Raw genomic sequence first — 23,722 nt, 5'->3', positions numbered from 1 at the left:
GCGGCCGTGCTCGCGGTGCTGCCTCCCGTCGGGGAACGGGCCGTGGCAGCCAGGGCCGTCCCGCCCAGGAGCAGCGACGCGCCCAGCGCCCGAGGATTTCGGCTCCGCGGCTCGTGGCGTATGACGTGCTGCGGGACGTTGAGGAGCGGGAATCGTATGCGAACCTCGCGTTGCCGTCGCGAATCCGGGACGCGAATCTTGATGGGCGCGACGCAGGGCTCGCCACGGAGCTCGTCGCAGGCGCACTGCGCTGGCGCGGCCGCTACGACCGGATCATCGAGTTGGCTGCCGGGCGCGCGATCGATGAGATCGATTCGCGCACGCGCAACGTGCTGCGCCTCGGCGTGCACCAGGTGCTCGGCATGCGCACTGCAGCACATGCCGCGGTGAACGAGAGTGTGGAACTGCAACGGCGTGTGGGGAACCAGAACGCCGCCGGGTTCGTGAACGGGGTGCTGCGCACGGTGGGGCGCAGCACGAACGAGGAGTGGGACGCCGCCATCACTGCCGAGGCGCGTACTCCTGACGAGGCGCTTGCCGCGCGGACCTCGCACCCCGCATGGGTGCTGCGCGCGCTGCGAGATGCGCTGCGGCACGAGGGGCGCGACGCGGAACTTGAGGATCTGCTCGCAGCGGACAATGATGCGCCGCGCGTGAGTCTCGCTGTGCTGCCAGGAAGTGAACGGACTCCAGCTGAGGCCGCGTCCGCCATGGCGCAGAGTGACGGAGCTGCCGCCGATGCGCCGGACGAGGAGCCGCTCGACGGTCCGTCGCTGAGCGCGGCGGGGCCGTCACCACTCGGACTCGAGCTGTCTGGCGGCGACCCAGCCCGCGCAATCGCCGCAATCGGGGAGCCGGAGGGGCTGGTGCGCGTGCAGGACCAGGGTTCGCAGCTCGCCGCACTTGCGCTCACGCGTGTGCGGCCGGTGCGCTCTGGGGAGCGCTGGCTTGACCTGTGCGCCGGGCCAGGCGGGAAGACGGCGGTGCTGGGCGCCGAGGCGATCTTGGGCGGGGCACGTGTGCGCGCCAACGAAGTCTCCGAGCACCGCGCAGAACTGGTGCGCCGCTCAGTTGCGGCGGTGGCCGATGCGGTGGAGGTCGTCTCACATGATGGCCGTGATGCTGCAGCGTACGGCGACGAGTTGTTTGACCGGATCTTGGTCGACGCGCCGTGCACCGGGTTGGGTGCGCTGCGGCGGCGACGCCCTGAGGCCCGCTGGCGCAAACAGCCGTCCGACCTGCCTGGGCTGACGGCGCTGCAGGCCGAGCTCTTGGATGCAGCGGCGGCCCGGCTCGTGCGAGGCGGAATTCTCGCCTATGTGACCTGCTCGCCGCACCTCGCCGAAACGCGGATCGCAGTGGATCGACTGCTCACACGAACGCCAGAGCTCACCGAGCTGGACGCGCGGGCGGTGTTGCGCACTGTGGCGCGCGGCGAGCTCGATGTGGCTGGGGAGGCGCTCAGCGCGCAGCTCTGGCCGCACCGGCACGGCACGGACGCGATGTTCGTGGCGCTGTTCCAGCGCTCCTGACGCGGGGCTCCGAGCGGCCCCCATCGTGGGGCGCTGCGGAGGATCGGGCCTGGATGAGGGAGAGCTCCGGGCCATTCGTAAGTTTTTTTCTAGCGCATGAGTGCGTGTGGATTTACGCTGTGCGTATGGATGGTGGGGGAGGGCAACGACCCGGCGTGACGGGTGCGCAGCCCGCGCCTGCAGCGTCACCTTCGACACCGCAGGCAGCGAACGCCGGGACGCGCGCGTTCATGCACGTGCTCATCAACACCGCGGTCGCGGGGCTCACCACGAATTTTCTCTGGTTCGCTGTGGTGTTCTGGGTGTACTTGGAGACGCGCAGTATCCTCGCGACGGGTGTCCTCGGCGGCGTCTATATGATCCTGATTGCTGCGTGCTCGATGTGGTTCGGCTCACTCGTCGATCGAATGCGCAAGCACCGTGTGATGCTGATCAGCGCGTGGGCAACGCTCGCCTCGTTCATCCTGGGCTGTGCCATCTACTTCACTGTTCCGAGCGCGGTACTGCTGCGTCTCGATAGACCGTGGTTCTGGATCTTCACCCTGATCGTACTTGCGGGCTGTGTCGTTGAGTTGCTGCGCAATCTCGCGCTTTCCACGACCGTCACGCTGCTCGTACCCGTGGAACGCCACGCGAACGCCAACGGACTCGTCGGAACTGTGCAGGGGCTCGCATTCATCGCGACGAGTGTGTTCAGTGGCCTCTCGATCGGCCTCCTCGGTATGGGTGCCACGATCGTGATCGCGACCGTGTTCGTCGCCGTGCCGCTCGTGCATCTGCACCTGCTCAAGATCCCTGAGCCGGTCGTGGCACGAGATCCGGATCGCAGCGCGGTTGATTTTCGCGGCGGTATGGCCGCAATGCTCGCCGTGCCAGGCCTGTTCGCACTCGTGATCTTCAGCATGTTCAACAATCTCTCGAGCGGCGCGTTCATGGCGCTACTCGATCCCTACGGCCTCACGATGTTTTCCGTTGAGGTGTGGGGGCTCGTGTTCGGCCTTGCGTCGACCGGGTTCGTGGTGGGCGGCCTACTCGTGGCGAAGTTTGGGCTGGGCAAGAACCCCGTCCGCACGATGCTGCTGCTTGTTGGTGTGCTCGGCGTGCTCGGCATGGTGTTTACGATTCGCGAGTGGCCGTGGTTGTTTATCGCGGGAATCTGGTTGTTTATGGTGATCATGCCAGCGGTCGAGGCTGCAGAGCAGACGGTGATTCAGCGCGTCGTGCCGTTCGAGAAGCAGGGACGGGTGTTTGGGCTCGCGATGACCTTTGAAGCAGCGGCCGCTCCCATCACCTCGCTCTTGATCGCGCCGATTGCGGAATTCTGGATCGTGCCGTATATGGCGGGGCCTGCGGGGCAGCATGACTGGGGCTGGCTGCTGGGTGAGGGCGAGAGCCGCGGGATCGGCCTCATCTTTTGGTGGTCCGGGGTCGCAATGGTGCTCCTCGCCGTGGGGGCCTCGCTCACACGTTCCTACCGCACGCTGTCGCGCAGCTACGCGACGGCGCAGCCGGCCGGACCGCCAGCTGCGGAGCCAGCCGTGCCGCCAGCCGAGTCGCCCGGAGCGTAGACTAGCCGAGTGACCGCGCAGCGCATCAACCCCAGCATTTTGTCCGCCGACTTTGTGAACTTGCAGGCCGAATTGGAGGCGATCCGCTCGGCGGATCTCGTTCACGTCGACGTAATGGACAACCACTTCGTGCCGAACCTCACAATGGGCCCGCCCATCGTGGAGCGGATTCAGGCGGTCTCGCCGATTCCGCTCGACGTGCACCTGATGATCGCTGACGCGGATCGCTGGGCGCCGGGCTACGCAGAGCTCGGCGCGTACTCGGTGACATTCCACGCCGAGGCGACGGCGGACCCGGTCGCCCTTGCGCGCCGCATTCGCGAGATTGGCGCCCGCGCGGGCATCGCGCTCAAGCCGGGCACCGATCCTGAGCCATACCTCGAGCTACTGCCCGAGTTTGACCAGGTGCTCGTGATGACCGTCGAGCCCGGCTTCGGTGGGCAGTCGTTCATGCCCGACATGATGCCGAAACTGCGCCGTTTCGCAGAGGCGAGAGCCAAATTCGGGCTGGATGTGTGGCTGCAGGTAGATGGCGGGATCACGGTCGACACGATTGGGATTGCGGCTGAGGCCGGCGCCGATACATTCGTGGCCGGATCCGCCGTGTACGGCGGAGTGCCGGAGGATCGGATCGCCGCCCTCCGCGCCGCCGCGGCGACCCACGCGCACTAGGGGAGCAGCGGGGGTGGGCCGCTCGCAAATGGCAGAACCCACCCCGTCGCACTGCTACGCTGTTCCTGTGAAGTCGTTCGATGAGCTGTTCGCGGAACTCAGCGCGAAGGCAATCTCCCGCCCGGAGGGGAGCGACACTGTTGCGCGCCTCGACGCTGGCATCCACTCGATCGGAAAGAAGATCGTGGAGGAGGCCGCCGAAGTCTGGATGGCCGCGGAGCACGAATCCGACGCCGAGTGCGCCGAGGAAATCAGCCAGCTGCTGTACCACCTGCAGGTGCTCATGCTCGCGAAGGGTCTGACCCTCGAGGATGTATACACGCATCTGTAGCGTCGGTGCCCTTCGTGCGCCGACGCTTGCCGCTGACCTCGTCATCACCCGGCACGCTGCAGATTCGGCTGCCACCACGGAAGGAACCCCTCCACATGCTTCGTATTGCCGTCCCCAATAAGGGATCGCTGTCCGAGATCGCAGCCGAAATGCTGGCCGAGGCCGGATACTCCGGCCGTCGCGACAGCCGCAAGCTGGTCCACACTGACACGCGCAACGACGTTGAGTTCTTCTACTTGCGTCCGCGCGATATCGCTACTTACGTTGGTTCAGGCGCACTCGACGTTGGGATCACCGGCCGCGATTTGCTGCTCGATTCTGGCTCCTCCGCGACCGAGATTGACTCGCTCGAGTTCGGCGATTCAACGTTCCGCTTCGCCTCGCCAGCTGGCGGCGCGATTCAGGAACTGGGCGATCTCGCCGGTAAACGGATCGCCACGAGTTACCCGCAGCTCGTCGATGATTTCCTGCGCGCGCGCGGAGTCGAGTCCGTGCTCGTGAAGCTCGACGGCGCCGTTGAATCTGCCGTGCAGCTCGGCGTCGCTGATGCCGTGGCCGACGTCGTCTCAACCGGAGCAACGCTGCGGGCGGCCGGTCTGGAAATCTTTGGCCCGGTCATCCTTGAGTCGACCGCCGTGCTCATCGGCGGGCCGAACGAGCACCCCGGTATCGCCCGACTGCTGCGGCGCCTCCGCGGTGTCCTCGTTGCCCGGAAATACGTGCTTATGGACTACGATCTGCCGGTGGACCAGCTCGAGGCTGCCTCGCAGGTGGCCGGCGGCATGGAATCGCCGACGGTGTCCCCGCTGAAAGATGAACAGTGGGTGGCCGTGCGCGTCATGGTGCGCGCCGAAGAGGCAAACACGATCATGGACGAACTGTACGAACTGGGCGCGCGCGCAATTCTCGTCACCGCGATCCACGCTGCACGGCTGTAGGACGCGCGATGACTCTCGCAACTCGAGTGATCCCGTGTCTTGACGTCACCGCTGGGCGTGTGGTGAAGGGGGTCAACTTCCTGAACCTGCGCGACGCAGGCGATCCCGTCGAGCTGGCGGCGAAATACGCAGAACAGGGTGCTGACGAACTCACTTTTCTCGACGTCACGGCGACCGTCGACGACCGATCCACGACCTATGACGTGGTGCAGCGCACTGCGGAACAGGTATTCATTCCGCTCACGGTGGGCGGCGGGGTGCGCGGCGTCGAGGATGTCGCGCGGCTGCTGGGCGTCGGGGCAGATAAAGTCGGCATCAACAGCGGAGCGATCGCGCGGCCCGGAGTCATCAACGAGATCGCGGATCGCTTCGGCGCCCAGGTGCTGGTGCTCTCGCTCGATGTGAAGCGCAGTGCACGGATGCCGTCTGGCTTTGTCGTGACCACGCACGGCGGCAAGCGGGAAACCGATCTCGATGCGCTTGCGTGGTGCGCCGAGGCAATTGATCGTGGCGCGGGCGAGTTGCTCGTGAACTCGATGGATGCCGACGGGACGCTCGCCGGGTTCGATCTCGAACTGGTGCGGCTCGTGCGCGACATTTCTCCCGTCCCCGTGATCGCCTCAGGCGGTGCGGGCAAACTGGAGCACTTCCCGCCGGCCGTCGACGCCGGTGCCGATGCGGTGCTTGCCGCTTCGGTGTTCCATGACGGCACCTTCACCGTCGGTGAGGTCAAACAAGCGCTCGCGGATGCCGGTCACCTCGTCAGGCTGCCTGGCGGATCGCGGCCCACCGCGGCAGCGGTACTCACCGAGGGAGACTGAGCATGAGCGACATCGATCCCGTACCGGCTGATGTGAAGTTTGGTCATGACGGATTGCTTCCCGCGATCATCCAGGATGATGTCTCCGGTGATGTCCTGATGCTTGCGTGGATGGACCACGAGGCGCTGCGGCGCACGCTCACGACCGGACGCGTCACCTTCTGGTCCCGCTCGCGGGGGGAGTACTGGCGGAAGGGCGACACCTCTGGGCATCGCCAGTACGTGCGCAGCGTTGCCCTGGACTGCGACGGTGACACGGTGCTGGTGCGCGTTGAACAGATCGGCGCGGCTTGCCATACAGGCACCCGCACCTGCTTCTCCGGGCGCGAAGTTCCCGCGCTCGTGGGAGATCCAGGCGCGTCCGATACGCCGAGCGCGATTCACACGCCAGACGCGACGCAGTCATGATCCGGATCACTGCTGATCTGCGCAGACACGACGCGCGATAGGCTGAGAGAGTGACCCTGACGACCACCCGCGCGGCGTTCGACGCTGTGCGAGATACCCACGCTGTCATTCCTGTCTGTCGAGAGGTGTTCGCGGATGCGGATACCCCGGTGAGCATCTACCGCAAGGTGGCTGCGTCGAGGCCGGGAACGTTCCTGCTCGAGTCTGCGGAGCAGGGTGGCGTGTGGACGCGATTCAGTTTCGTCGGCGTCGGCAGCTTCGGCGTGCTCGGAGAACGCGGCGGGAAAGCGCACTGGGATCCGGCTCCAGGATCTGACGTCACCGCCGAGCGCTTGCTGCCGGGTGGCGTGGCAGAGCTGGGCCCCGTCGCGGCTCTCCGTGCCGCGTACGAACGCTGGCGCGCCCCGCAGGTCCCAGGCCTTCCCCCGCTCGCGAGTGGTTTTGTGGGGTATCTGGGCTGGGACACGGTGCGGCAGTTCGAACGTCTGGAGCACGGTCCTGTTGATGGGCCAGGTCTTCCGACACAGGGCCTCAGCTTCGTTTCCGAATTGGTCGTCATCGATCACCGTGAGGGCAGCGTCGTGCTGCTCGCCAATGTCTTGAACGATGGGGCGCTTGATACGCCCGGTGTGAGCGCCTCCGCGGATGCGCAGTGGGCCGATGCTCAGGCGCGGCTCGACGCGCTGCAGGCCGCACTCGCTGCCCCGGCGGCCTCCCCACTGGGAGCGCTGGACCGGGATGCAATGCCCGATCCTACGCGGCTCACCACCACGCCGCAGTACATGGCCGCGGTGGAGACCGCGAAGCGATTCATTGTCGACGGCGACATCTTTCAGGTGGTGCCCTCGCAGCGGTTTGACCAAGCGTGCACCGCGGATCCGCTTGACGTGTATCGCGTGCTCCGGCACCTGAACCCGAGCCCGTACCTCTATTTGCTGCAGCTCGAGGATTCCGAGGGTGTCCCATTCTCGGTGGTCGGATCCAGCCCTGAGGCGCTCGTGACAGTGCAGGAAAACGGGCATGTGATGACGCATCCGATCGCTGGATCGCGCCCTCGCGGCGCATCTGTCGAAGAGGATCAGCAGCACGAGCGCGATCTCCTCGCTGATGAGAAGGAGCGCGCGGAACACCTCATGCTCGTAGACCTTGCGCGGAACGACCTCTTACGCGCGTGCGAGCCGGCATCAGTCGAGGTCACTGAGTTTATGCGGGTCGAGCGCTTTAGCCACATCATGCATATCGTCTCCACCGTGGAGGGTCAGTTGCGCGAGGGAGAGACACCCATCGACGTATTCCGTGCGACTTTCCCGGCAGGCACGCTCTCGGGTGCCCCCAAACCGCGTGCACTGGAGATCATTGATGAGCTGGAGCCCGTGCAGCGCGGAGTATACGGGGGAGTTGTCGGGTACTTCGGGCTGGGCGGCGCAGCGGATCTCGCGATCGCCATCCGCACCGCAACGATTAAGGCCGGTGTCGCAATGGTGCAGGCCGGGGCAGGGATTGTCGCTGATTCGGTGCCGGAGTCGGAAGACGCTGAGTGCCGCAGCAAAGCCGCAGCGCCGCTGCGCGCGATCGCGATCGCGAACACACTGCACGAGCTGAAGGGAGCCGTCGATGCGCACTAAGCTGCTCTCGCTCGGAGGAGTCGCAATTGCCGGAGGCGGCGGCTTGCTCGCAGGCGCCCAGACCTGGGTGTCGTTCATGCTCGACGGCACGCACGAATTGGTGGAGGTGACGGGGCATGCGGCCAATGCCGCACTCTCACCGGTTGCTATCGCGCTTGTGGCAGCCGCGCTCGCGCTCACGATTGCTGGCCCGATTTTCCGACGCGTCCTCGGTGCGCTCGTCGCGCTCCTCGGCGTCGGAATGATCGCTCTGACCGCAAACGTGATCGCTTCGCCGCTGGGCGCGGTATCCGGGCGCATCACTGAGCTCACCGGCATTGCCGGCGGCGCGAGCACCAACATGGTGGTGTGGAGCCAACTGTCCGTGTGGGCGTGGGTGAGTCTCGCCGCGGGCGTGCTCGCAGTGCTGCTCGGCCTCGTGATCATCGTCTTCGGTGGTCGCTGGGTCGCTGGCGGCAGGAAGTACGACACGGCAGGCGCCGCAGCGGCTCCTGCCGGGGGCACCGACCGGATCTCGGACTGGGACGCGCTGAGCGACGGCGACGACCCGACCGCGGATATCCGGTAGGCTTAAATCGTTCACGCTTGTACAGAGGAGATTCATGAGTACCCAGCACGGAGACCCCGGTCACGGTGATTCGCCAGCCGCATGGACGGCGGTCGTGGTGATGCTGCTTGGCATCGCAGCCGGAACCGTTTTCTTCTTCCTGCATATGGCAACGATGGTGTGGGTCTGCGCCGGCATCGTCGTCGTCGGTGCGCTGCTCGGTTGGGTGCTCAAGAAGGCCGGACTCGGCGTCGACGGCCCGAAGTACAGCCCCAAGACGCACGACTAACGTGCTCGAGCAACTGCTCGCGGGCTCCCTCGAAGACGCGCAGGCCCGCCAAGCGCTTCGCTCCACCGCACAGGTGGAGGCGGAAGCGCTTGGCCGTGCCCCCGCGCTCGACGCGCTCGCGTCGCTTGCCCCGGCTGACCACATGAAGGTCATTGCCGAAGTCAAGCGTGCGAGCCCTTCGCGCGGAGACCTTGCGGAGATCGCTGAGCCCCAGACCCTCGCAGCTCAGTATGAGTCGGGTGGCGCCAGTGCCGTCAGCGTTCTCACTGAGGAGCGCAAGTTCAAAGGCTCCCTCGCAGATCTGGAGGCCGTCCGCAAAGCGGTCAGTATTCCGGTGCTGCGCAAAGACTTTATCGGCAGCGAATATCAGGTGCTCGAGGCGCGTGCCGCCGGAGCCGACCTCGTGCTGCTCATTGTTGCGGCGCTCCCGCAGGAACGTCTGATCACCCTGCATGAGATGATCCGCGAGCTTGGGATGACCCCGCTCGTTGAAGCGCACTCTGCCGACGAGGTGGCGCGTGCCGTCGATCTTGGCTCCCAGCTGATCGGTGTAAATGCGCGAGACCTCCGCACCTTCGAGCTTGATCGCGACCTCTTCGGTCGTGTCGCAGACCAAATCCCCGCTGGCGTGATCCGGGTGGCAGAGTCCGCCGTCCTGAACGTGTCCGATGTGCAGCACTATCGTGAGGCTGGTGCCGACGCGGTGCTCGTAGGCGAAGCACTCGTGACCAACGATCCCGTCGCAACGCTGCAGTCTTACCTCAGCGTTTGACCCTGAGGAAGCCATGACAGACCAGCCCGTGCCAGCAGCGTCGCCCACCGGGAACGAGGGCGAGCGCATCACCAGCCTGCGAGACCAGCATGGCCCGTTTTTCGGAGACTTCGGCGGCCGGTTCATGCCGGAATCACTGATCGCCGCGATCGACGAGCTCACCGTTGCGTATGAGGAGGCTCAGGCCGATCCTGTGTTCCGCACGGAGCTTGTTGAGCTGCTTGAGACGTATGCAGGACGGCCATCACCCATCACTGAGGTGCCGCGATTTGCGGAACACGCAGGTGGCGCACGTGTGTTCCTGAAGCGTGAGGACCTCAACCACACCGGGTCACACAAGATCAACAACGTGCTGGGACAGGCGTTGCTTACCAAGCGCCTCGGCAAGACGCGCGTGATCGCCGAGACCGGAGCGGGTCAGCACGGCGTTGCGACCGCGACAGCCGCTGCCTTGTTCGGCCTTGAATGCACGATCTACATGGGCGAAGTCGACACTGAGCGACAGGCTTTGAATGTGGCTCGAATGCGGTTGCTTGGTGCTGAGGTGATTCCGGTCACGGCCGGTTCCCGCACCCTGAAAGACGCCATCAACGAGGCCTACCGTGATTGGGTCGCGACGGTAGAACACACCAATTACATTTTCGGCACCGCGGCTGGCCCGCACCCCTTTCCCGCGATGGTGCGCGACTTTCAGAAGATCATTTCCGAGGAGGCGCGTGAGCAGCTGCTCGCGCGAGTCGGCCGCTTGCCGGACGCCGTGGTTGCGTGCGTGGGTGGCGGATCCAACGCGATTGGCATGTTCGATGCGTTCCTTGATGACGGAGACGTCAAGATCTATGGCGTTGAGGCGGCAGGTGATGGCGTTGACACGGATCGCCACGCTGCATCGATCGAGCGCGGACGCCCCGGCATCCTGCACGGAGCAAAGACCTACGTGCTGCAGGATGAAGACGGCCAGACGATCGAGTCACACTCCATTTCGGCGGGACTTGACTACCCGGGAGTCGGCCCAGAACATGCGTGGCTCGCGGACATCGGACGTGTCAGCTACATTCCAGCCACCGACGACGAGGCAATGCACGCGCTGCGCCTCCTGAGCCGCACCGAAGGCATCATTCCCGCCATTGAGTCGGCTCACGCGCTCGCGGGTGCGATGCGGCTCGGCCGCGAACTCGGACCCGACGCGGTGATCGCCGTGAGTTTGTCCGGGCGCGGCGACAAAGATATGGCAACGGCAGGCCGATACTTCGGTCTGCTCGACGGTGAAGCGGGGGTCGAAGGATGAGCGGGACGCATTCGCCTGTCGCTGACGCGATCCGCGCGGCGCGGACCGAGCGCCGGGGCGCGCTGATCGGGTACTTGCCCGTTGGATTCCCCGATCTGGACACGAGCATTGAAGCTGCCATCGCGATGGCCCGATCCGGTGCGGATGTGCTGGAACTCGGAGTGCCGTATTCCGACCCCGTCATGGACGGTGCAGTGATTCAAGAGGCGACGCAGACGGCCCTCGCTGATGGCTTCAAGCTGGCGCACGTGTTTGAAGCAGTTCGCCGGGTTCGAGACGCTGTCGATGTTCCGGTGCTCGTAATGACCTACTGGAACCCCGTGCTGCAGTACGGAGTTGAGCGCTTCGCTGCCGACCTCGCAGCGGCTGGGGGAGCCGGACTGATCACGCCCGACATTACCCCAGATTCTGCGACGGACTGGATCGAGGTGAGCGAGCGCCATGGCCTCGATCGCGTCTTCCTGGCTGCGCCGAGTTCGAGCGATGCGCGGCTGCGACTCGTGTCAGAATCGAGCACCGGATTCATCTACACCGTATCGACGATGGGGATCACCGGGGAGCGGGCCCAGCTCGATGCCGCCGCCCGTGGACTCACGGAGCGCTTGCGCGCTCAAGGCGCTGACCTGGCCTGTGTGGGCATTGGCATCTCGACCGCTGAGCAAGTCGCAGCGGCCCTCGACTACGCTGACGGCGCCATTGTTGGCACGGCATTTGTGCGCGCCCTGCGCGAGGGCGGCGTGCCGCAGCTTGCCGAGACCGTGCGACAGATCGCAGCGGGAACCGCGCCGCGCTAGGATTGACCCCGACGCTCGTGCCGGATCGGCGCGACACCACCAGCAGCTTCCAGCGGCATTGCCGCAGGCGAAAGAGGAGTGAATGATTCTCCCACTGAGTATCCCGAGCCCTGACATGCAGTTCCTCCAGATCGGACCGCTGCGGATTTACTTCTACGCGCTCTGCATCATCGTGGGCATTGTGCTCGCGGCGATCTGGACTGCGCGACGCATTGGCCAGCGCGGCGGAGAGCGCGGGGCAGTCTTTGACTTCCTCGTGTGGTCGCTCGTGCTCGGCATCGTCGGAGCGCGCCTGTACCACGTGGTGACCCACTGGGGTGACTACTTCGGTGCAGGCAAGAATCCGATAGAGATCCTCGCATTCTGGAACGGCGGCATCGCGATCTTCGGTGCGCTGATCGGCGGCGGTATCGGCGTGCTGATCGCCTCGCGCATCTCGGGGATCCGGTTCTGGTCCTTCGCCGACGCCCTGGTGCCCGGCCTCCTACTCGCGCAGGCCGTTGGCCGCCTCGGCAACTGGTTCAACCACGAGCTCTTCGGTGGTCCCACCACGCTGCCGTGGGGTCTTGAGATCGAATCGACGAACCCGGCCTTCCCGATTGGGCTGCCCGAGGGTACGCTCTTCCACCCGACGTTCTTGTATGAAGCGTTGTGGAACCTGCTCGGTATCGTGGTGCTCCTTGCGATCGAGCGCAAGCTGCGCCCGCGCTGGGGAACCTTCTTCGCGATGTACCTCGTCTGGTACGGCATTGGTCGCGCCTTCACCGAGTCGCTTCGCGTGGACCCCAGCCTGCTCTTCCTCGGGATCCGCACCAACGTGCTCGCAGCGCTGCTTGCGATCGTCGCGGGCATCGTCATCTATATCGTGCAGCGGAAGCGTCACGTAGGCCTCGAATCTTCCGTGTATCTGCCGGGTCGCAGCAACCCCCTCGACTCGATTCTGAGCGATACTGCGAACCGTGACGAGTTCTTCCACGTGATTGACCGCGGTGATGCCGCACCGGTGGCTGAAGCAGAGACTGTTGCCGACGATGCTCCTGCTGATCCAGAACCGGCCGGAGCCACTGAGACCTCGAAGTCCCTTTAACGCAAGGAGTGTAGATGCGCCACGCCAAGATCGTTGCAACCTGGGGGCCCGCAGTCTCCAGCTACGACCACACGCTCGAACTGATCAGGGCGGGCGTCAACGTGGCGCGGCTCAACATGTCGCACGGCACGTACAACGTGCATGAGGGCATCTACCGCAACATCCGGCGTGCCGAAATCGAGGTCGGGCGACCGATCGCGGTGCTTGCCGACCTGCAGGGTCCCAAGATCCGCTTGGGGAAATTTGAGGGCGGCCCGTACGACCTCGAGGTGGGCGACGAATTCGCGATTACGACGCGCGACGTCGTCGGCACCCGCGAACTCGCAGGCACCACGCACAAGGGGCTTCCCGGTGATGTGAGGCCGGGCGATCCACTGCTCGTGGATGACGGCAAAGTGGGATTGCGCGCGGTCCGCGTGACCGAGGATACGGTCTATACGGTGGTCGAGGTTCCCGGGGCGGTCTCCAACAATAAGGGAATCAACCTGCCGGGTGTTGCCGTCAACGTGCCAGCGCTCTCCGAGAAAGATGAGCAGGATCTCCGTTGGGCACTCGCGCTCGGGGCCGACTACATCGCGCTCTCCTTTGTGCGTGACGCTGACGACATCACTCGGGTACACGAGATCATGGACGAGGAAGGCATTCGCCTCCCGGTGATTGCAAAGATCGAGAAGCCGCAAGCGGTCGATAATCTCGAGGAGATCGTTGCCGCATTTGACGGCATCATGGTTGCCCGCGGCGATCTTGGCGTGGAGATGCCACTCGAACGCGTTCCCGTGGTGCAGGCTGAAGCCGTTGCGCTTGCGCGCCGGAACGCGAAGCCGGTCATCGTTGCGACCCAGGTGCTGGAATCCATGATCGAGAATCCACGGCCCACGCGCGCAGAGGCATCTGACTGCGCGAACGCAGTATTGGACGGCGCTGACGCAGTCATGCTTTCCGGTGAGACGAGCGTGGGTGCGTATCCTGTCGAGGCCGTTGCCACGATGGCGCGGATCATTGAATCGACAGAGGAGCACGCGCTCGATCGCATCGAGCCGCTCGGAGCGGCCCCTCGCACGCAGGGCGGTGCGCTGACGCTCGCGGCTTCCGAAGTCGCAGACTTTATCGGTGCGCGCTACATCTGCGTCTTCACTGAGTCAGGAGACACGGTTCGGCGCATGTCGCGTCTGCGCCGGCCGATCCCGATTATCGGATTTACGCCGGATCCGGAGACGCGCCGTCGCATGGAACTCACATGGGGTGCCCGCAGCTATCTCGTGCCGCGCGTCGAGAGCACCGACGAAATGTTTGCGCAGGCCGACGAGTTGCTCCTGGAACACTCCCGGGCCGAGCTTGGCGACAAAGTCGTGATGATTGCAGGATCACCCCCTGGGATCGTCGGCACGACAAACACGTTGCGGATTCATCGCATGGGAGAGTCGACTGGCAAGCTGCCGGAGGCTGGCCCCCGTAAGCACACTCTGGGTCGCGGCTCGAACTAGCGTGAATCAGAAAGCCCCGCGGAGCACTGGCTCTGCGGGGCTTTCTGCGTGTTCCCCGTGTTGTGTACGCTGAACCCCAGGGCTGATCTTTCGAACGAAAGCGGGGAACTCAGTGGAGACCACAGCGATGATGAGTGAGCACACCAGCAGCTGCGCCTCAGGCCCTCACGCGCGCACCAGGCTCTGGGCCAGCGTGGCGCTTGGTGCGGCGATTCTGCTTACGGCCACCGGCTGTGCTCCTGAGGCGGATGTCACGGATGCGAGCTCTGGAACGACACAGTCTCCGAGCGCGACGCCAAAACCGACGAAGACGCCAACGAAAACGCCTGCCACCCCTGCGCCGACGACGGAGCAGCCCGCCGCCCCGATCGTATTGCCGGCGTGCGCGGATCTCGTCACGGAGCAGCAAGCGCGTGAACTTGGCGGCCAGGACAGCTATGTGCTCCTCGACGATGAAGTCGTCGCGAGTATGAGTGACTTCCTCACGCAGAACACGCTCGGAGCGGCAGCGAACGCTGCTCTCGGCGGGGCTTCCCAGACGGTGTCGTGCGGATGGGGAATCCCAAACAGTGGGGCATACACGCAGGCATACGCGAGCGTGCTCGACCCCGCAGTGCAGTCTGCGCTCCGCACAGAACTTGATGCATCGGACTTCGTGCGTGGGACCGAGGGGAGCGCCACGACGTACGCGCTCGCGATCCCTGGCGGGATCGCGAATCAGTTCGTCTGGTATGCATTCGACGGAGAGGTCTGGGTTGCTGAGATCGGAGTGATCGAGCAGCCAGGCTTTGGCCGCGCGGTGCTCGCTTCGGTGCAGGCGGCGAACCCCAACGGCCTGGCGCAGTAGCTCAGTTCCGGAGTTGCGTCTCCCGGATACACGTCACCCCTCGGACTGGGCACTCGCCAAGTCCGAGGGGTGACGTGTAGTTGCGACGTGCGCGCCTGAGCTGCGAGCTAGCGCGACCGACCGTGTTGCGCCGCGATGGGGCAATCAAAGGGATCGCGCGCTGCGAGGCCGACGCGGTTGAGGTAGTCGATGACGATCGAGTACGAGCGGATGAGCGAGGTTTCTGTGTACGGCACATCGTGCGTGGCGCAGAACTCCTTGACGATCTCGCTGGCCTTGGCAAGGTGAGGTCGCGCCATGCTCGGGAAGAGGTGGTGTTCAACCTGGTAATTCAGGCCGCCCATCAGGCTTGTCGCCCACCATCCGCCGCGGATATTGCGACTGGTGCGGACCTGCTTGGAGAAGAAGTCAAGCTTGGCATCGTGCGCCACGATCGGCATTCCCTTGTGGTTTGGCGCGAACGAGGCGCCCATATAGACGCCAAACACCGCAAACTGCACACCGAGGAAGGCAAACGCCATGCCGAGCGGCAGGAACATAAAGACTGGGATGAGGAGCGCAGCGAAACGGAACGCGATGATTCCGAGCTGAGCCCACCGCCACTTGACTGGCTCACGGCTGAAGAGGTGGATGAAGCTGTGCATGTGGAGGTTCAGGCCCTCAAGCGTGAGGAGGGGGAAGAACAGCCAGCCCTGGTACTTTGTGATCGCTCGAATGAAACCCCGCGACTGTGCAGCGTCTTCTTCGACGAAAGAGATCGTGTCGACCTCGATGTCAGGATCCTTGCCGACACGGTTCGGGTTTGCGTGATGGCGGGAATGCTTGGAGTCCCACCAGGTATAGCTCATGCCGATCAGGCCCGCGAGCACCAGCGAGAGCCGGTCGTTTGCGGGGCCGGTCGCCAAGATGACCCGGTGCGCGGCCTCGTGAGCGAGGAAAGCGATCTGCGTGAAAATAATGGCGAGTGCGCCGGCAATGAGGAGCTGGAACCAGCTGTCTCCGAGCAAGACGAAGCCAGTGATGGCTCCTCCGAGAGCGAGTGCGATTGCGACGCCCACGAGTGCATAGAACCAGGGGGCACGCTTGAGGAGGCCGGACTCACGTGCGACCTGGGACACCTGGATGTACGCTTTCGCGACAGGAGGGAACTCCTTGGATCCAGCGCGAGTGGGGCGAAGCGGCCCCAGGCCCGACAGTGTCGGGGTGTGCGTAGTCGTCATTACACGGCCACCGTTCAGTTGGACGAGTCCGCGTGCGGACTCGACAGGCATGAAGCCAAAGGCGGCTGCCGATCGCTGTTTCGACTCTATCCGCTGGAGCATGGAGGGAGCGGTATACGTCTGCTACTGATGGCGACGAGGCTCCGAGCTTGAGGTGAGTTGCGTGGCCACCGCGTGGAGCCTTGAGGTTCGCGAACAGCATCGTGCACACTCACGATTCAGCAAGAAATCCCAGATGTTGTGACACCGGGCGCGTGAGTGCCTATATGTAGTGCCTGGGGGTCGGCGGGGTGTGCTGCAGCGGGGCCCGATGCCGGGCTCGCGCCGATGATGCGCGCGGCTGTTTCGACTGTGCGAACTCTCAGCTGAGTGAACGCTGGCATTCAGTTTCGCCGTGCAATTCGACAGCGCCAGACGGTGTCTGTGCGGCGCTGTCGTGGCTGGTGCGTGGCCCGGCACGGCGTACCCTAGGAGTATGAGTGAGCAGAAGGACCAGGGCCGCGGCAAGAGTATTGCGTGGATGGCCGGTGGCCTCATCGTCGGCGGGGGAGTCGGGCTGTGGCTCGGCATTCTGGGCGGATTGATTGGACTGGGGCTTGCCCTCGGGATTGGCGTTGGGGCAGTCGTCGGATATATCGGCGGCGCGCCAGCGGGGCAGGGAGACGACCAGTAGCTGAGGCTCGTATGGCGCTGAACCCGCTGGCGTGCATCGCGGCTCGGGGCGCTACGTCTCTGGCTCAGTCTGCCGGCTCGGCTTCCTCAGTCTGTGTGAGAGATCCGTGGAGTGGTCCAACGGCAGCATATTCGCGGGCATTCTCGAGGTCGTGTTTGGCGTCACTACGCTGAACAGGGGCAGCCAATGGGCCTGTGATCACGGGAATTGCCCTCGGTGCTATGGGTGCCGTATTAGGGAGCGCCGAGATCACTTAGAAGCTCATCTTCGTCGGAGCGATCCCGATCGAGCCCAATCGTCCTCCCTTGAGCAACGGCACGATGTAGTGCTCGCAAGGTTTCCGGCGCTTCGTGAAACCACTGCTGCAGCTCACCTGCGGGCTCACCGGTCGGCTCGGCCAGCTTGGTATCGTCCTGTCATGGGTTTTTCCTGGCTCGGCCTCGCTGTGAGCGTCAGCATGATGCTCCCGAACCTGCTGCTCCTCGTGTTGCCGCCACGACCACCCGTGCCCAGGGTGAGCGTGTCGGCCCCGCTCTCTTGGACAGAACGACTGGGGCAGGCGCTGTGCGTGGCCGTGCCGGTGTGCACAGCGCCGGGAAGTATCGCGGTGGGTTGGGGAGTGGTGCTCGGTGTTGCAGTGCTCGGGTACTGGCTGCTGTGGGCAAGGTATGCGCGGCACCGCACTCCATTCGCGCTATTCGGGCGGGTGTGGGGAGTGCCGGTACCTATGGCGGTGCTCCCAGTGGTCGCCTTCCTGTCCACCGGGCTCTTCCTCGGAGCCTTCTGGATCTGTGCCGCCGCGGTCGTGCTCGCGATCGGGCACATCCCGATTTCTCTGCAGCGCGCTCGGGCGCTCGCCCTCGCCTGAGCGGGCACGCGTGCATGTGGGTGACGCGGCGCCGAAGTTAGCGAGTGTTGCCGCACGACGTACTCCCGATTCGTCGGGGGATCGGACGCACGCACCGCCCCGCTGCTGAGTCGTCCCGCCAGCATATGGAGTGATGAACGTGTGCCGTGCGCGCAAGACGTATCCCTTGGATGCGACAGAAGCCCCACTGGAGCGTGTGCACGAGGAGGTGCATGGGCCACGCGGCGCAGCGGCTCTTGGCCTGGCCCGTATCGAGCGCGAAAGGCATCAGCTTGGAATGCCCATGCTGCGTCCGGCATCAGTGGGCGTGGATCCCAGCAGCGGCCACTTGTCAGCGGGGCCGACGTGTGCTCAGGGCAAGAGAGCTGCGATCGGGATCCGGGGCTGCAGGGCCGCCGAGCGTGTGTGCGAGGCCACAGTGCAGGCAGATGGGCAGGTGGGAGGTAGTGCGTGCCCTCAACGCAGAAGGCCCCGACTCCCCAGAGTTTTGTAGGGGAGCCGGGGCCGTTCCAATCGGTGCCGGATGCGGGACTTGAACCCGCACGTCTTTCGACAACGCATTTTGAGTGCGCCGCGTCTGCCAATTCCGCCAATCCGGCCGAATCACCGATGCCGCCCACTGCGGTGCAGCACAGCGACAGAGACAACCTTAGCGCAGCTTGCGACGAGAAATTGCACGCGCCACGAATCGATTGGCCAGAGCACCCGGATCGCAATCGAGTCCGACGCACCGGCGGATTCAGGGTGTGACTGGTCGACATGACGTAAGCTGGAGAGGTGAATGACCAAAGCACTGCACCGAACGCCCCGCGCCGCGTCGTCGTCGCGGAAGACGAGTCCCTGATCCGTCTCGACATCGTCGAGACGCTGCGAGACAACGGGTTTGACGTGGTCGGTGAGGCCGGCGACGGCGAGACCGCTGTCAAGCTGGTCGAAGAACTTCGCCCTGACCTCGTTGTCATGGATGTGAAGATGCCGCAGCTGGACGGGATCTCCGCCGCTGAGCGCATCAATAAGAACCACCTGGCACCTGTCGTGCTCCTCACCGCCTTTAGCCAGCGTGAGCTCGTTGAGCGCGCGAGCGAAGCCGGTGCACTGGCCTATGTGGTGAAGCCCTTCACTCCAGCCGACTTGCTGCCCGCGATTGAGATTGCGCTGTCTCGCTTCCAGCAGATCGTCACCCTCGAGAATGAGGTCGCAGATCTGGCCGAGCGGTTCGAAACGCGCAAGCTCGTTGATCGTGCCAAGGGCATCTTGAACGACAAGATGGGCTTGAGCGAGCCTGAGGCGTTCCGCTGGATCCAGAAGGCATCGATGGATCGTCGCCTCACCATGCAAGACGTGGCGAAGACGATCATCGACCAGCTCGGCCCGAAGAAGGACTAGCTTCCGCAACTCACGCGTCGTTGATGCGACACGCTGTACACACCGAACGCCCCGGAACCGCATCGGATCCGGGGCGTTCGGTGTGTGCCTGCCAGCGGCACAATCCTTCTGCTACTGGGAGATGCGCTTGTAGAAATTCGTGATCCGGATGGTCGAGCAGCGCATCCCCTGATCGTTCGAAACGACGATCTCATGCACTGCCACGGAACGGCCGAGCTTGATCGGAGTGCACACTCCGGTAACGGTGCCGGACACCGCAGAACCCGTGTGTGTGGCATTGATGTCGAGACCGACTGCGACGTGACCGTCTGGTGCGACGAGGTTGGCGTGCATTGAACCAAGCGTCTCGCCGAGCACGACGTACGCACCTCCGTGGAGGAGCCCGATGGGCTGCGTGTTGCCCTCAACCGGCATGGTGGCGACGGCTCGCTCGGCGGTGAACTCGGTGAACTCAATCCCCATGCGCTCTGCGAGCGCCCCGCTGCCCCTGCTGCGGATGTAGCCGAGGGCGTCGGCGGGAGCCTGTGCTGCGCTGGTGTCGTGCTGGGTCATGTTCTCGCGAAGGGCCTTCCGGGTTGGAGAATGGGGGATCGCACCGCGCCCGCGTGCAGATTCACCGTGTGAACGTCGGTGGTGGCTTGTAGGCTGGGCCTGTGTCGAATACGCATCAGCCTACCCTCATGATCATCGATGGCCACTCGCTGGCCTTCCGTGCCTTCTACGCGCTCCCCGTCGACAGTTTCCAGACCCAGACCGGTCAGCACACGAATGCGATCCACGGCTTTATCGCGATGCTGATCAACCTGCTCAGCAATGAAACTCCGGACTCTCTCGTGGTGGCCTTCGATATTTCCCGGCACTCCTTCCGCACGGAGGAGTACCCGGAGTACAAGGGCACCCGAGGAGAGACACCGCCCGAATTCAAAGGGCAGATCCCGCTGCTCCAGGAAGCCTTGCATGCGATGGGCATTCGCACTCTTGAAAAGGAAAATTACGAGGCTGACGACATCCTCGCGACGCTTTCCACGCGAGGGGCTGCAGCTGGGTATCGCGTACTCGTGGTCAGTGGTGACCGCGACACGATCCAGCTTGTCGACGACAACGTCACGCTGCTGTATCCCTCCAAGCAGGGGGTCAGCGAGCTTACGCGCTACGACGCCGACAAGGTCATGGAGCGCTATGGCATTCGTCCGGAGCAGTACCCGGAGATTGCAGCGCTCGTTGGCGAGACCAGCGACAACCTGCCGGGCATCCCGCGCGTTGGCGAGAAGACAGCCGTGAAGTGGATCAACCAGTTCGGCTCGCTTGAGGAGATCCTGCGGCGCCAGGACGAGATCGGTGGCAAAGTCGGCGAGAGCCTGCGGGAGAATGCGCACCTGGCAGAGCGGAACCGCCGGCTAAACCGATTGGTGCGTGATGTCGAACTCGACATCACGCTCGACGAACTCAAACGCGGTGACGTCGACATGGCAGCGGTGCAAGAGGTGTTTGCCAAGCTCGAGTTCCGCACGTTGCTGCAGCGTGTGGGCAAGCTCACGGGGGCTGAAGTGCCCACTGGTGGTGCCACATCCGCCACCCCGCTCGCACCGGAAAAGCCGGTTGCGAAGCTCCTGATCGACGAGGAGCTGGGTGATTGGCTCGCGAAGTCTGCGCAGCCAGCAGTGGTGCTGCAGCAGAGCGAAGCCGGCGTCACAGTCGGCCTGGCAACCGCGGATTCGGCTGTGCAGTTCCATTGGATCCCAGGTGGTCGCGACTACGCACAGTTTGAAGCGTGGCTCGCCTCTGACGCGCCCAAGGTGTTCTTCGACGCGAAGCACCAGTTCCGTGTCGCAGCGGCGGCCGGAGTCCGTCTTGGGGGAGTCACCGGAGACCTGCTCATTGCGGCCTGGTTGCTGCGTCCGTCCACTCCAGAAAAGAGCATCGCCGACGCGGTGTTCCGCTTCCTCGGCGAGCAGGTGCCGGTGGGGGATCCGAATCAGCTCGTCCCGGATGAGGGAAGCGTTGCGGACGCGGCAACGCTTGCCTGGTATGTCGTGCGGGCCCACGCCGCGGCGGTCGATCGCTTCCCGGATCGCACAGGCGAAATCTACGCAGATATTGAACTGCCGTTGCTCCCCGTCCTCGCTGATCTCGAGGCGCGCGGTGTGCAAATTGACCTCCCGCTCTTCGAAGCGCACCACGCAGAGCTTACTGAGCGCGTGACCGGGCTTGAACAAGAGGCGTTCGCGGCGATCGGGCACGAGGTCAACCTCTCCTCGCCGAAACAACTCCAAGAGGTGTTGTTCGAAGAGCTCGACATGCCGAAGACACGCAAGACGAAGAGTGGCTACACGACCGATGCAGCAGCGCTCGCAGACCTGCAGCAGAAGAAGCCGCACCCCTTCCTCGTCGCCCTGCTCGCTCACCGCGATGCGAATAAGTTGCGCCAGATGGTGGAGACGCTCATCAAAGCGGTGCAGCCGGATGGCCGGATCCACACCACGTTCGTCCAGACCGGATCGAGCACGGGGCGTCTCGCCTCGACGGACCCGAACCTCCAGAACATCCCGGTGCGTTCGGAAGAAGGCCGCCGGATCCGCGAGGGCTTCATCCACTCGGGCGACTACGAGACGCTGATGACCGCCGACTACTCTCAGATCGAGATGCGGATCATGGCCCACCTCTCGGGTGACGAGGGGCTCATCGAAGCGTTCAACGCTGGTGAGGATCTGCACCGCTTCGTCGGATCGCGGATCTTTGGCGTGCCGCCAGAGGAAGTCTCGAACGAGATGCGTTCCAAGGTGAAAGCTATGTCATACGGGCTTGCATATGGGCTCTCGGCATTTGGGCTTTCGAAGCAGCTCGGTATTTCCGCCGCTGAGGCGAAGCAACTCATGACGGACTACTTCGAGCGTTTCGGCGGGGTGCGGGACTACCTGCGTTCAGTCGTTGACCAAGCCAAGCGGGATACCTTCACCGAGACAATCTTCGGCCGGCGTCGTCCGTTCCCCGACCTCGCCAGCCCGAATCGGGTGCTCCGGGAGAACGCGGAGCGCGCAGCCCTCAACGCCCCGATTCAGGGTTCAGCGGCCGACATCATCAAGATCGCGATGATCGGGGTCGAGGGACGAATGCGCTCCGCGGAACTCAAATCGCGGATGCTGCTGCAAATCCACGATGAGCTCATGTTTGAGGTCGCTGACGGTGAGTGGGATCAGCTTGAGGTGATCGTGCGTGAGGAGATGGCCGGCGCAGCCGAACTCTCGGTGCCGCTGGAGGTGCAGGTGGGCCACGGCGCGAACTGGAACGCCGCAGCGCACTAGTCGGGTTGGTGCGGCGGTGCGCAGCACCACGACCGCACCGCTGCAGCACCGCACAATAACCCCCGCTGCACCGCAGCACCACCCGAAATCCGCGTATTTCCGGGACTGGCCGAACGGTCGAGTCTCGGAAATACGCGGATTCGTGGTTGTGACCCGCTCCGACGTGGTGTCATACAACTATGAACACGGAGACCCTACTGATGAGCCCAGACATTACGCGCCGCGATCTCGGTCGCTTCGTGACCGAGCGCCGGCGCGCCACCGGTCTCACGCAGCGCGAGCTTGCGGCTCGGCTCCACGTCACTGAGTCCGCCGTCTCGAAGTGGGAGCGCGGCCTCTCCTACCCGGATATCACGATGGTGCAGGCGCTCGCCAAGGAACTCGGCGTCACCGGCCAGGAGCTGCTCGGCGCGAGTGAAGACCACGAGGGGCGCGCGGACAAACGCGACGCGAAAGCGTACCGCGGCTGGCGATCCGCGATTCTCTGGAGCACCGGGATCGCGTATGCGGCAGCGATCCTGAGCTGTTTCATCGTGAATATATCGGTCTCTCACACGCTCAGCTGGTTCTGGATCGTGCTCCCCGCTGTCGCGCTCGCGTTTTGCCTCACCACGCTGCCGCTGCTGAAGGTTCCGCAGCGGGGGTGGGCCGTGCTCGGGGGAGCCCTCGTGAGTTTTGTCGTGTTGATGACTGTGGTGTGGGCGCAGTTCTCGCGCGGGCCGTGGATCTGGCTCGTAATCACCGCGGTGCTGTTTGGCCTGCTGCTCATTTTTGTGCCGATTCTGCTTCGGATCGCGCCGCTGCCTGCGCCGTTGACTCGCCACCGTACAGTGCTCTCGCTCGCGATCGACACCGTAGCGCTTGTGCTGTTCCTCGGTGTTGTCGCCCTGGCGACCGGGCAGCCTGAAGCGTGGCCGAGCGTCATGCTGCCGCTCGCAGCGATCGGCGCGATCCCGCTCTGGCTGTCTGCGCTCATCATTCGCTACCTGCCTGGCTCACCGCTCTGGGCCGCAGCGCTCGTTTCGGTCGTGGCGGCTGCGACCGTGCCGACGATGCAGTGGGCGGTTTCGCGCGTGGTCGGTGAGCCCTGGAGCTGGAATCCTGAGCTGCTCATCTGGAGCACCGACACCATTCAGTCGAACATTCAGGTGATCCTGGTGCTGTCGTTCGTGCTGATCGCGGTGGTCCTCGCTGTGGCCGCTCTGGTGGCCCAGAATCGCCGCAATTCAGCGCTTGCTCAGCGATCCTGAATCGAGGTAGACTGAACCGTCACA

General features: G+C 64.4%; 23 protein-coding genes and 1 tRNA gene. 21 read left to right on the top strand and 3 right to left on the bottom strand.

The annotated features are described in order from the left end of the window. Positions 1–95 precede the first annotated feature (95 nt). The 16 genes from K1X41_RS02595 to K1X41_RS02520 all read left to right on the top strand — a co-directional run bounded on the left by K1X41_RS02595 (position 96) and on the right by K1X41_RS02520 (position 14,999). Positions 96–1,532: an RsmB/NOP family class I SAM-dependent RNA methyltransferase gene (locus K1X41_RS02595; protein WP_220175760.1), complete on the top strand. Its 1,437-nt coding sequence runs from the start codon at positions 96–98 to the stop codon at positions 1,530–1,532. Positions 1,533–1,657: 125 nt separating this feature from the next. Continuing rightward, positions 1,658–3,100, top strand: coding sequence for an MFS transporter (locus K1X41_RS02590; RefSeq protein WP_166644305.1), 1,443 nt, complete (start codon positions 1,658–1,660; stop codon positions 3,098–3,100). 9 nt (positions 3,101–3,109) lie between these two features. Beyond that, on the top strand, positions 3,110–3,772 hold the full coding sequence (gene rpe, locus K1X41_RS02585; protein WP_133616794.1) for a ribulose-phosphate 3-epimerase: 663 nt from the start codon (positions 3,110–3,112) through the stop codon (positions 3,770–3,772). Positions 3,773–3,839: 67 nt separating this feature from the next. After that, complete coding sequence (locus tag K1X41_RS02580) at positions 3,840–4,103, top strand: phosphoribosyl-ATP diphosphatase (RefSeq protein WP_132203705.1); 264 nt, start codon at positions 3,840–3,842, stop codon at positions 4,101–4,103. 95 nt (positions 4,104–4,198) lie between these two features. Next, entirely contained in the window at positions 4,199–5,041 is an 843-nt protein-coding gene (gene hisG, locus K1X41_RS02575) for an ATP phosphoribosyltransferase (RefSeq protein WP_220175257.1), read from the top strand. Between the two features lie 8 nt (positions 5,042–5,049). Then, on the top strand, positions 5,050–5,862 hold the full coding sequence (gene hisF / locus K1X41_RS02570; RefSeq protein ID WP_220175256.1) for an imidazole glycerol phosphate synthase subunit HisF: 813 nt from the start codon (positions 5,050–5,052) through the stop codon (positions 5,860–5,862). 2 nt (positions 5,863–5,864) lie between these two features. Next, positions 5,865–6,269: a phosphoribosyl-AMP cyclohydrolase gene (gene hisI / locus K1X41_RS02565; protein ID WP_220175255.1), complete on the top strand. Its 405-nt coding sequence runs from the start codon at positions 5,865–5,867 to the stop codon at positions 6,267–6,269. A gap of 50 nt (positions 6,270–6,319) precedes the next feature. Next, entirely contained in the window at positions 6,320–7,894 is a 1,575-nt protein-coding gene (locus K1X41_RS02560; protein WP_220175254.1) for an anthranilate synthase component I, read from the top strand. Next, complete coding sequence (locus K1X41_RS02555; RefSeq protein ID WP_133616789.1) at positions 7,884–8,462, top strand: Trp biosynthesis-associated membrane protein; 579 nt, start codon at positions 7,884–7,886, stop codon at positions 8,460–8,462. The genes K1X41_RS02560 and K1X41_RS02555 overlap by 11 nt, the downstream gene beginning before the upstream one ends. A 34-nt stretch (positions 8,463–8,496) precedes the next feature. Next, complete coding sequence (locus K1X41_RS02550; RefSeq protein WP_132203693.1) at positions 8,497–8,730, top strand: DUF6704 family protein; 234 nt, start codon at positions 8,497–8,499, stop codon at positions 8,728–8,730. 1 nt (position 8,731) lies between these two features. Beyond that, on the top strand, positions 8,732–9,502 hold the full coding sequence (gene trpC / locus K1X41_RS02545; RefSeq protein ID WP_133616788.1) for an indole-3-glycerol phosphate synthase TrpC: 771 nt from the start codon (positions 8,732–8,734) through the stop codon (positions 9,500–9,502). Between the two features lie 13 nt (positions 9,503–9,515). Continuing rightward, on the top strand, positions 9,516–10,787 hold the full coding sequence (gene trpB, locus K1X41_RS02540) for a tryptophan synthase subunit beta (RefSeq protein WP_133616787.1): 1,272 nt from the start codon (positions 9,516–9,518) through the stop codon (positions 10,785–10,787). Then, positions 10,784–11,581 carry a tryptophan synthase subunit alpha gene (gene trpA / locus K1X41_RS02535; RefSeq protein WP_132203687.1) on the top strand — a complete coding sequence of 266 codons (798 nt, stop codon included), beginning with the start codon at positions 10,784–10,786 and terminating at the stop codon, positions 11,579–11,581. Before trpB ends, trpA begins: the two co-directional genes overlap by 4 nt. Before the next feature lie 82 nt (positions 11,582–11,663). Further along, a complete protein-coding gene (lgt, locus tag K1X41_RS02530) occupies positions 11,664–12,668 on the top strand; it encodes a prolipoprotein diacylglyceryl transferase (protein ID WP_220175253.1) in 1,005 nt (334 codons plus the stop codon). 14 nt (positions 12,669–12,682) lie between these two features. Continuing rightward, a complete protein-coding gene (gene pyk, locus K1X41_RS02525) occupies positions 12,683–14,152 on the top strand; it encodes a pyruvate kinase (protein ID WP_220175252.1) in 1,470 nt (489 codons plus the stop codon). A 127-nt stretch (positions 14,153–14,279) separates the two neighbouring features. Further along, a complete protein-coding gene (locus tag K1X41_RS02520; RefSeq protein ID WP_220175251.1) occupies positions 14,280–14,999 on the top strand; it encodes a hypothetical protein in 720 nt (239 codons plus the stop codon). 107 nt (positions 15,000–15,106) lie between these two features. On the opposite strand, the gene K1X41_RS02515 is transcribed toward K1X41_RS02520, so the two are convergent. Beyond that, positions 15,107–16,219 (bottom strand): fatty acid desaturase family protein, encoded by a 1,113-nt coding sequence (locus K1X41_RS02515; RefSeq protein WP_133616783.1) that lies wholly within the window; start codon positions 16,217–16,219, stop codon positions 15,107–15,109. Between the two features lie 475 nt (positions 16,220–16,694). Here K1X41_RS02515 and K1X41_RS02510 point away from each other — a divergent pair, with 475 nt between their 5' ends. Next, complete coding sequence (locus K1X41_RS02510) at positions 16,695–16,892, top strand: hypothetical protein (RefSeq protein ID WP_133616782.1); 198 nt, start codon at positions 16,695–16,697, stop codon at positions 16,890–16,892. A 418-nt stretch (positions 16,893–17,310) separates the two neighbouring features. Then, positions 17,311–17,760, top strand: a complete 450-nt coding sequence (locus tag K1X41_RS02505; protein ID WP_133616781.1) for a hypothetical protein — start codon at positions 17,311–17,313, stop codon at positions 17,758–17,760. A gap of 517 nt (positions 17,761–18,277) precedes the next feature. Here K1X41_RS02505 and K1X41_RS02500 read toward each other — a convergent pair. Beyond that, positions 18,278–18,359: transfer RNA gene (locus K1X41_RS02500), tRNA-Leu, on the bottom strand. A gap of 178 nt (positions 18,360–18,537) precedes the next feature. On the opposite strand from K1X41_RS02500, the gene K1X41_RS02495 reads away from it, so the two are divergent. Next, a complete protein-coding gene (locus tag K1X41_RS02495) occupies positions 18,538–19,146 on the top strand; it encodes an ANTAR domain-containing response regulator (protein WP_132203669.1) in 609 nt (202 codons plus the stop codon). 111 nt (positions 19,147–19,257) lie between these two features. Here K1X41_RS02495 and K1X41_RS02490 read toward each other — a convergent pair whose 3' ends face one another. Beyond that, positions 19,258–19,698, bottom strand: coding sequence for a hotdog fold thioesterase (locus tag K1X41_RS02490; RefSeq protein ID WP_220175250.1), 441 nt, complete (start codon positions 19,696–19,698; stop codon positions 19,258–19,260). 128 nt (positions 19,699–19,826) lie between these two features. Here K1X41_RS02490 and polA point away from each other — a divergent pair, with 128 nt between their 5' ends. Together polA and K1X41_RS02480 are read left to right on the top strand one after the other, a co-directional pair. Further along, complete coding sequence (gene polA, locus K1X41_RS02485; RefSeq protein ID WP_208107894.1) at positions 19,827–22,448, top strand: DNA polymerase I; 2,622 nt, start codon at positions 19,827–19,829, stop codon at positions 22,446–22,448. A 179-nt stretch (positions 22,449–22,627) separates the two neighbouring features. Further along, entirely contained in the window at positions 22,628–23,698 is a 1,071-nt protein-coding gene (locus K1X41_RS02480) for a helix-turn-helix domain-containing protein (protein ID WP_133616778.1), read from the top strand. Positions 23,699–23,722 lie beyond the last annotated feature (24 nt).

Source organism: Leucobacter luti, assembly GCF_019464495.1.
Lineage (GTDB): Bacteria > Actinomycetota > Actinomycetes > Actinomycetales > Microbacteriaceae > Leucobacter > Leucobacter luti_A.
The sequence above is the reverse complement of the archived record's forward strand: the minus strand, read 5'-3'. Positions and strand labels throughout refer to the sequence as shown.

Excerpts from the sequence above, each read along its gene's own strand:
- K1X41_RS02515 (WP_133616783.1), bottom strand. The coding sequence starts at position 16,219 with ATGACGACTACGCACACCCCGACACTGTCGGGCCTGGGGCCGCTTCGC.
- K1X41_RS02550 (WP_132203693.1), top strand. The coding sequence starts at position 8,497 with ATGAGTACCCAGCACGGAGACCCCGGTCACGGTGATTCGCCAGCCGCA.
- K1X41_RS02480 (WP_133616778.1), top strand. The coding sequence starts at position 22,628 with ATGAACACGGAGACCCTACTGATGAGCCCAGACATTACGCGCCGCGAT.
- hisG (WP_220175257.1), top strand. The coding sequence starts at position 4,199 with ATGCTTCGTATTGCCGTCCCCAATAAGGGATCGCTGTCCGAGATCGCA.
- polA (WP_208107894.1), top strand. The coding sequence starts at position 19,827 with ATGATCATCGATGGCCACTCGCTGGCCTTCCGTGCCTTCTACGCGCTC.
- hisF (WP_220175256.1), top strand. The coding sequence starts at position 5,050 with ATGACTCTCGCAACTCGAGTGATCCCGTGTCTTGACGTCACCGCTGGG.
- K1X41_RS02555 (WP_133616789.1), top strand. The coding sequence starts at position 7,884 with ATGCGCACTAAGCTGCTCTCGCTCGGAGGAGTCGCAATTGCCGGAGGC.
- K1X41_RS02590 (WP_166644305.1), top strand. The coding sequence starts at position 1,658 with ATGGATGGTGGGGGAGGGCAACGACCCGGCGTGACGGGTGCGCAGCCC.
- hisI (WP_220175255.1), top strand. The coding sequence starts at position 5,865 with ATGAGCGACATCGATCCCGTACCGGCTGATGTGAAGTTTGGTCATGAC.
- K1X41_RS02520 (WP_220175251.1), top strand. The coding sequence starts at position 14,280 with ATGATGAGTGAGCACACCAGCAGCTGCGCCTCAGGCCCTCACGCGCGC.
- pyk (WP_220175252.1), top strand. The coding sequence starts at position 12,683 with ATGCGCCACGCCAAGATCGTTGCAACCTGGGGGCCCGCAGTCTCCAGC.
- K1X41_RS02505 (WP_133616781.1), top strand. The coding sequence starts at position 17,311 with ATGGGTTTTTCCTGGCTCGGCCTCGCTGTGAGCGTCAGCATGATGCTC.
- K1X41_RS02510 (WP_133616782.1), top strand. The coding sequence starts at position 16,695 with ATGAGTGAGCAGAAGGACCAGGGCCGCGGCAAGAGTATTGCGTGGATG.
- trpB (WP_133616787.1), top strand. The coding sequence starts at position 9,516 with ATGACAGACCAGCCCGTGCCAGCAGCGTCGCCCACCGGGAACGAGGGC.
- lgt (WP_220175253.1), top strand. The coding sequence starts at position 11,664 with ATGATTCTCCCACTGAGTATCCCGAGCCCTGACATGCAGTTCCTCCAG.
- K1X41_RS02490 (WP_220175250.1), bottom strand. The coding sequence starts at position 19,698 with ATGACCCAGCACGACACCAGCGCAGCACAGGCTCCCGCCGACGCCCTC.
- trpA (WP_132203687.1), top strand. The coding sequence starts at position 10,784 with ATGAGCGGGACGCATTCGCCTGTCGCTGACGCGATCCGCGCGGCGCGG.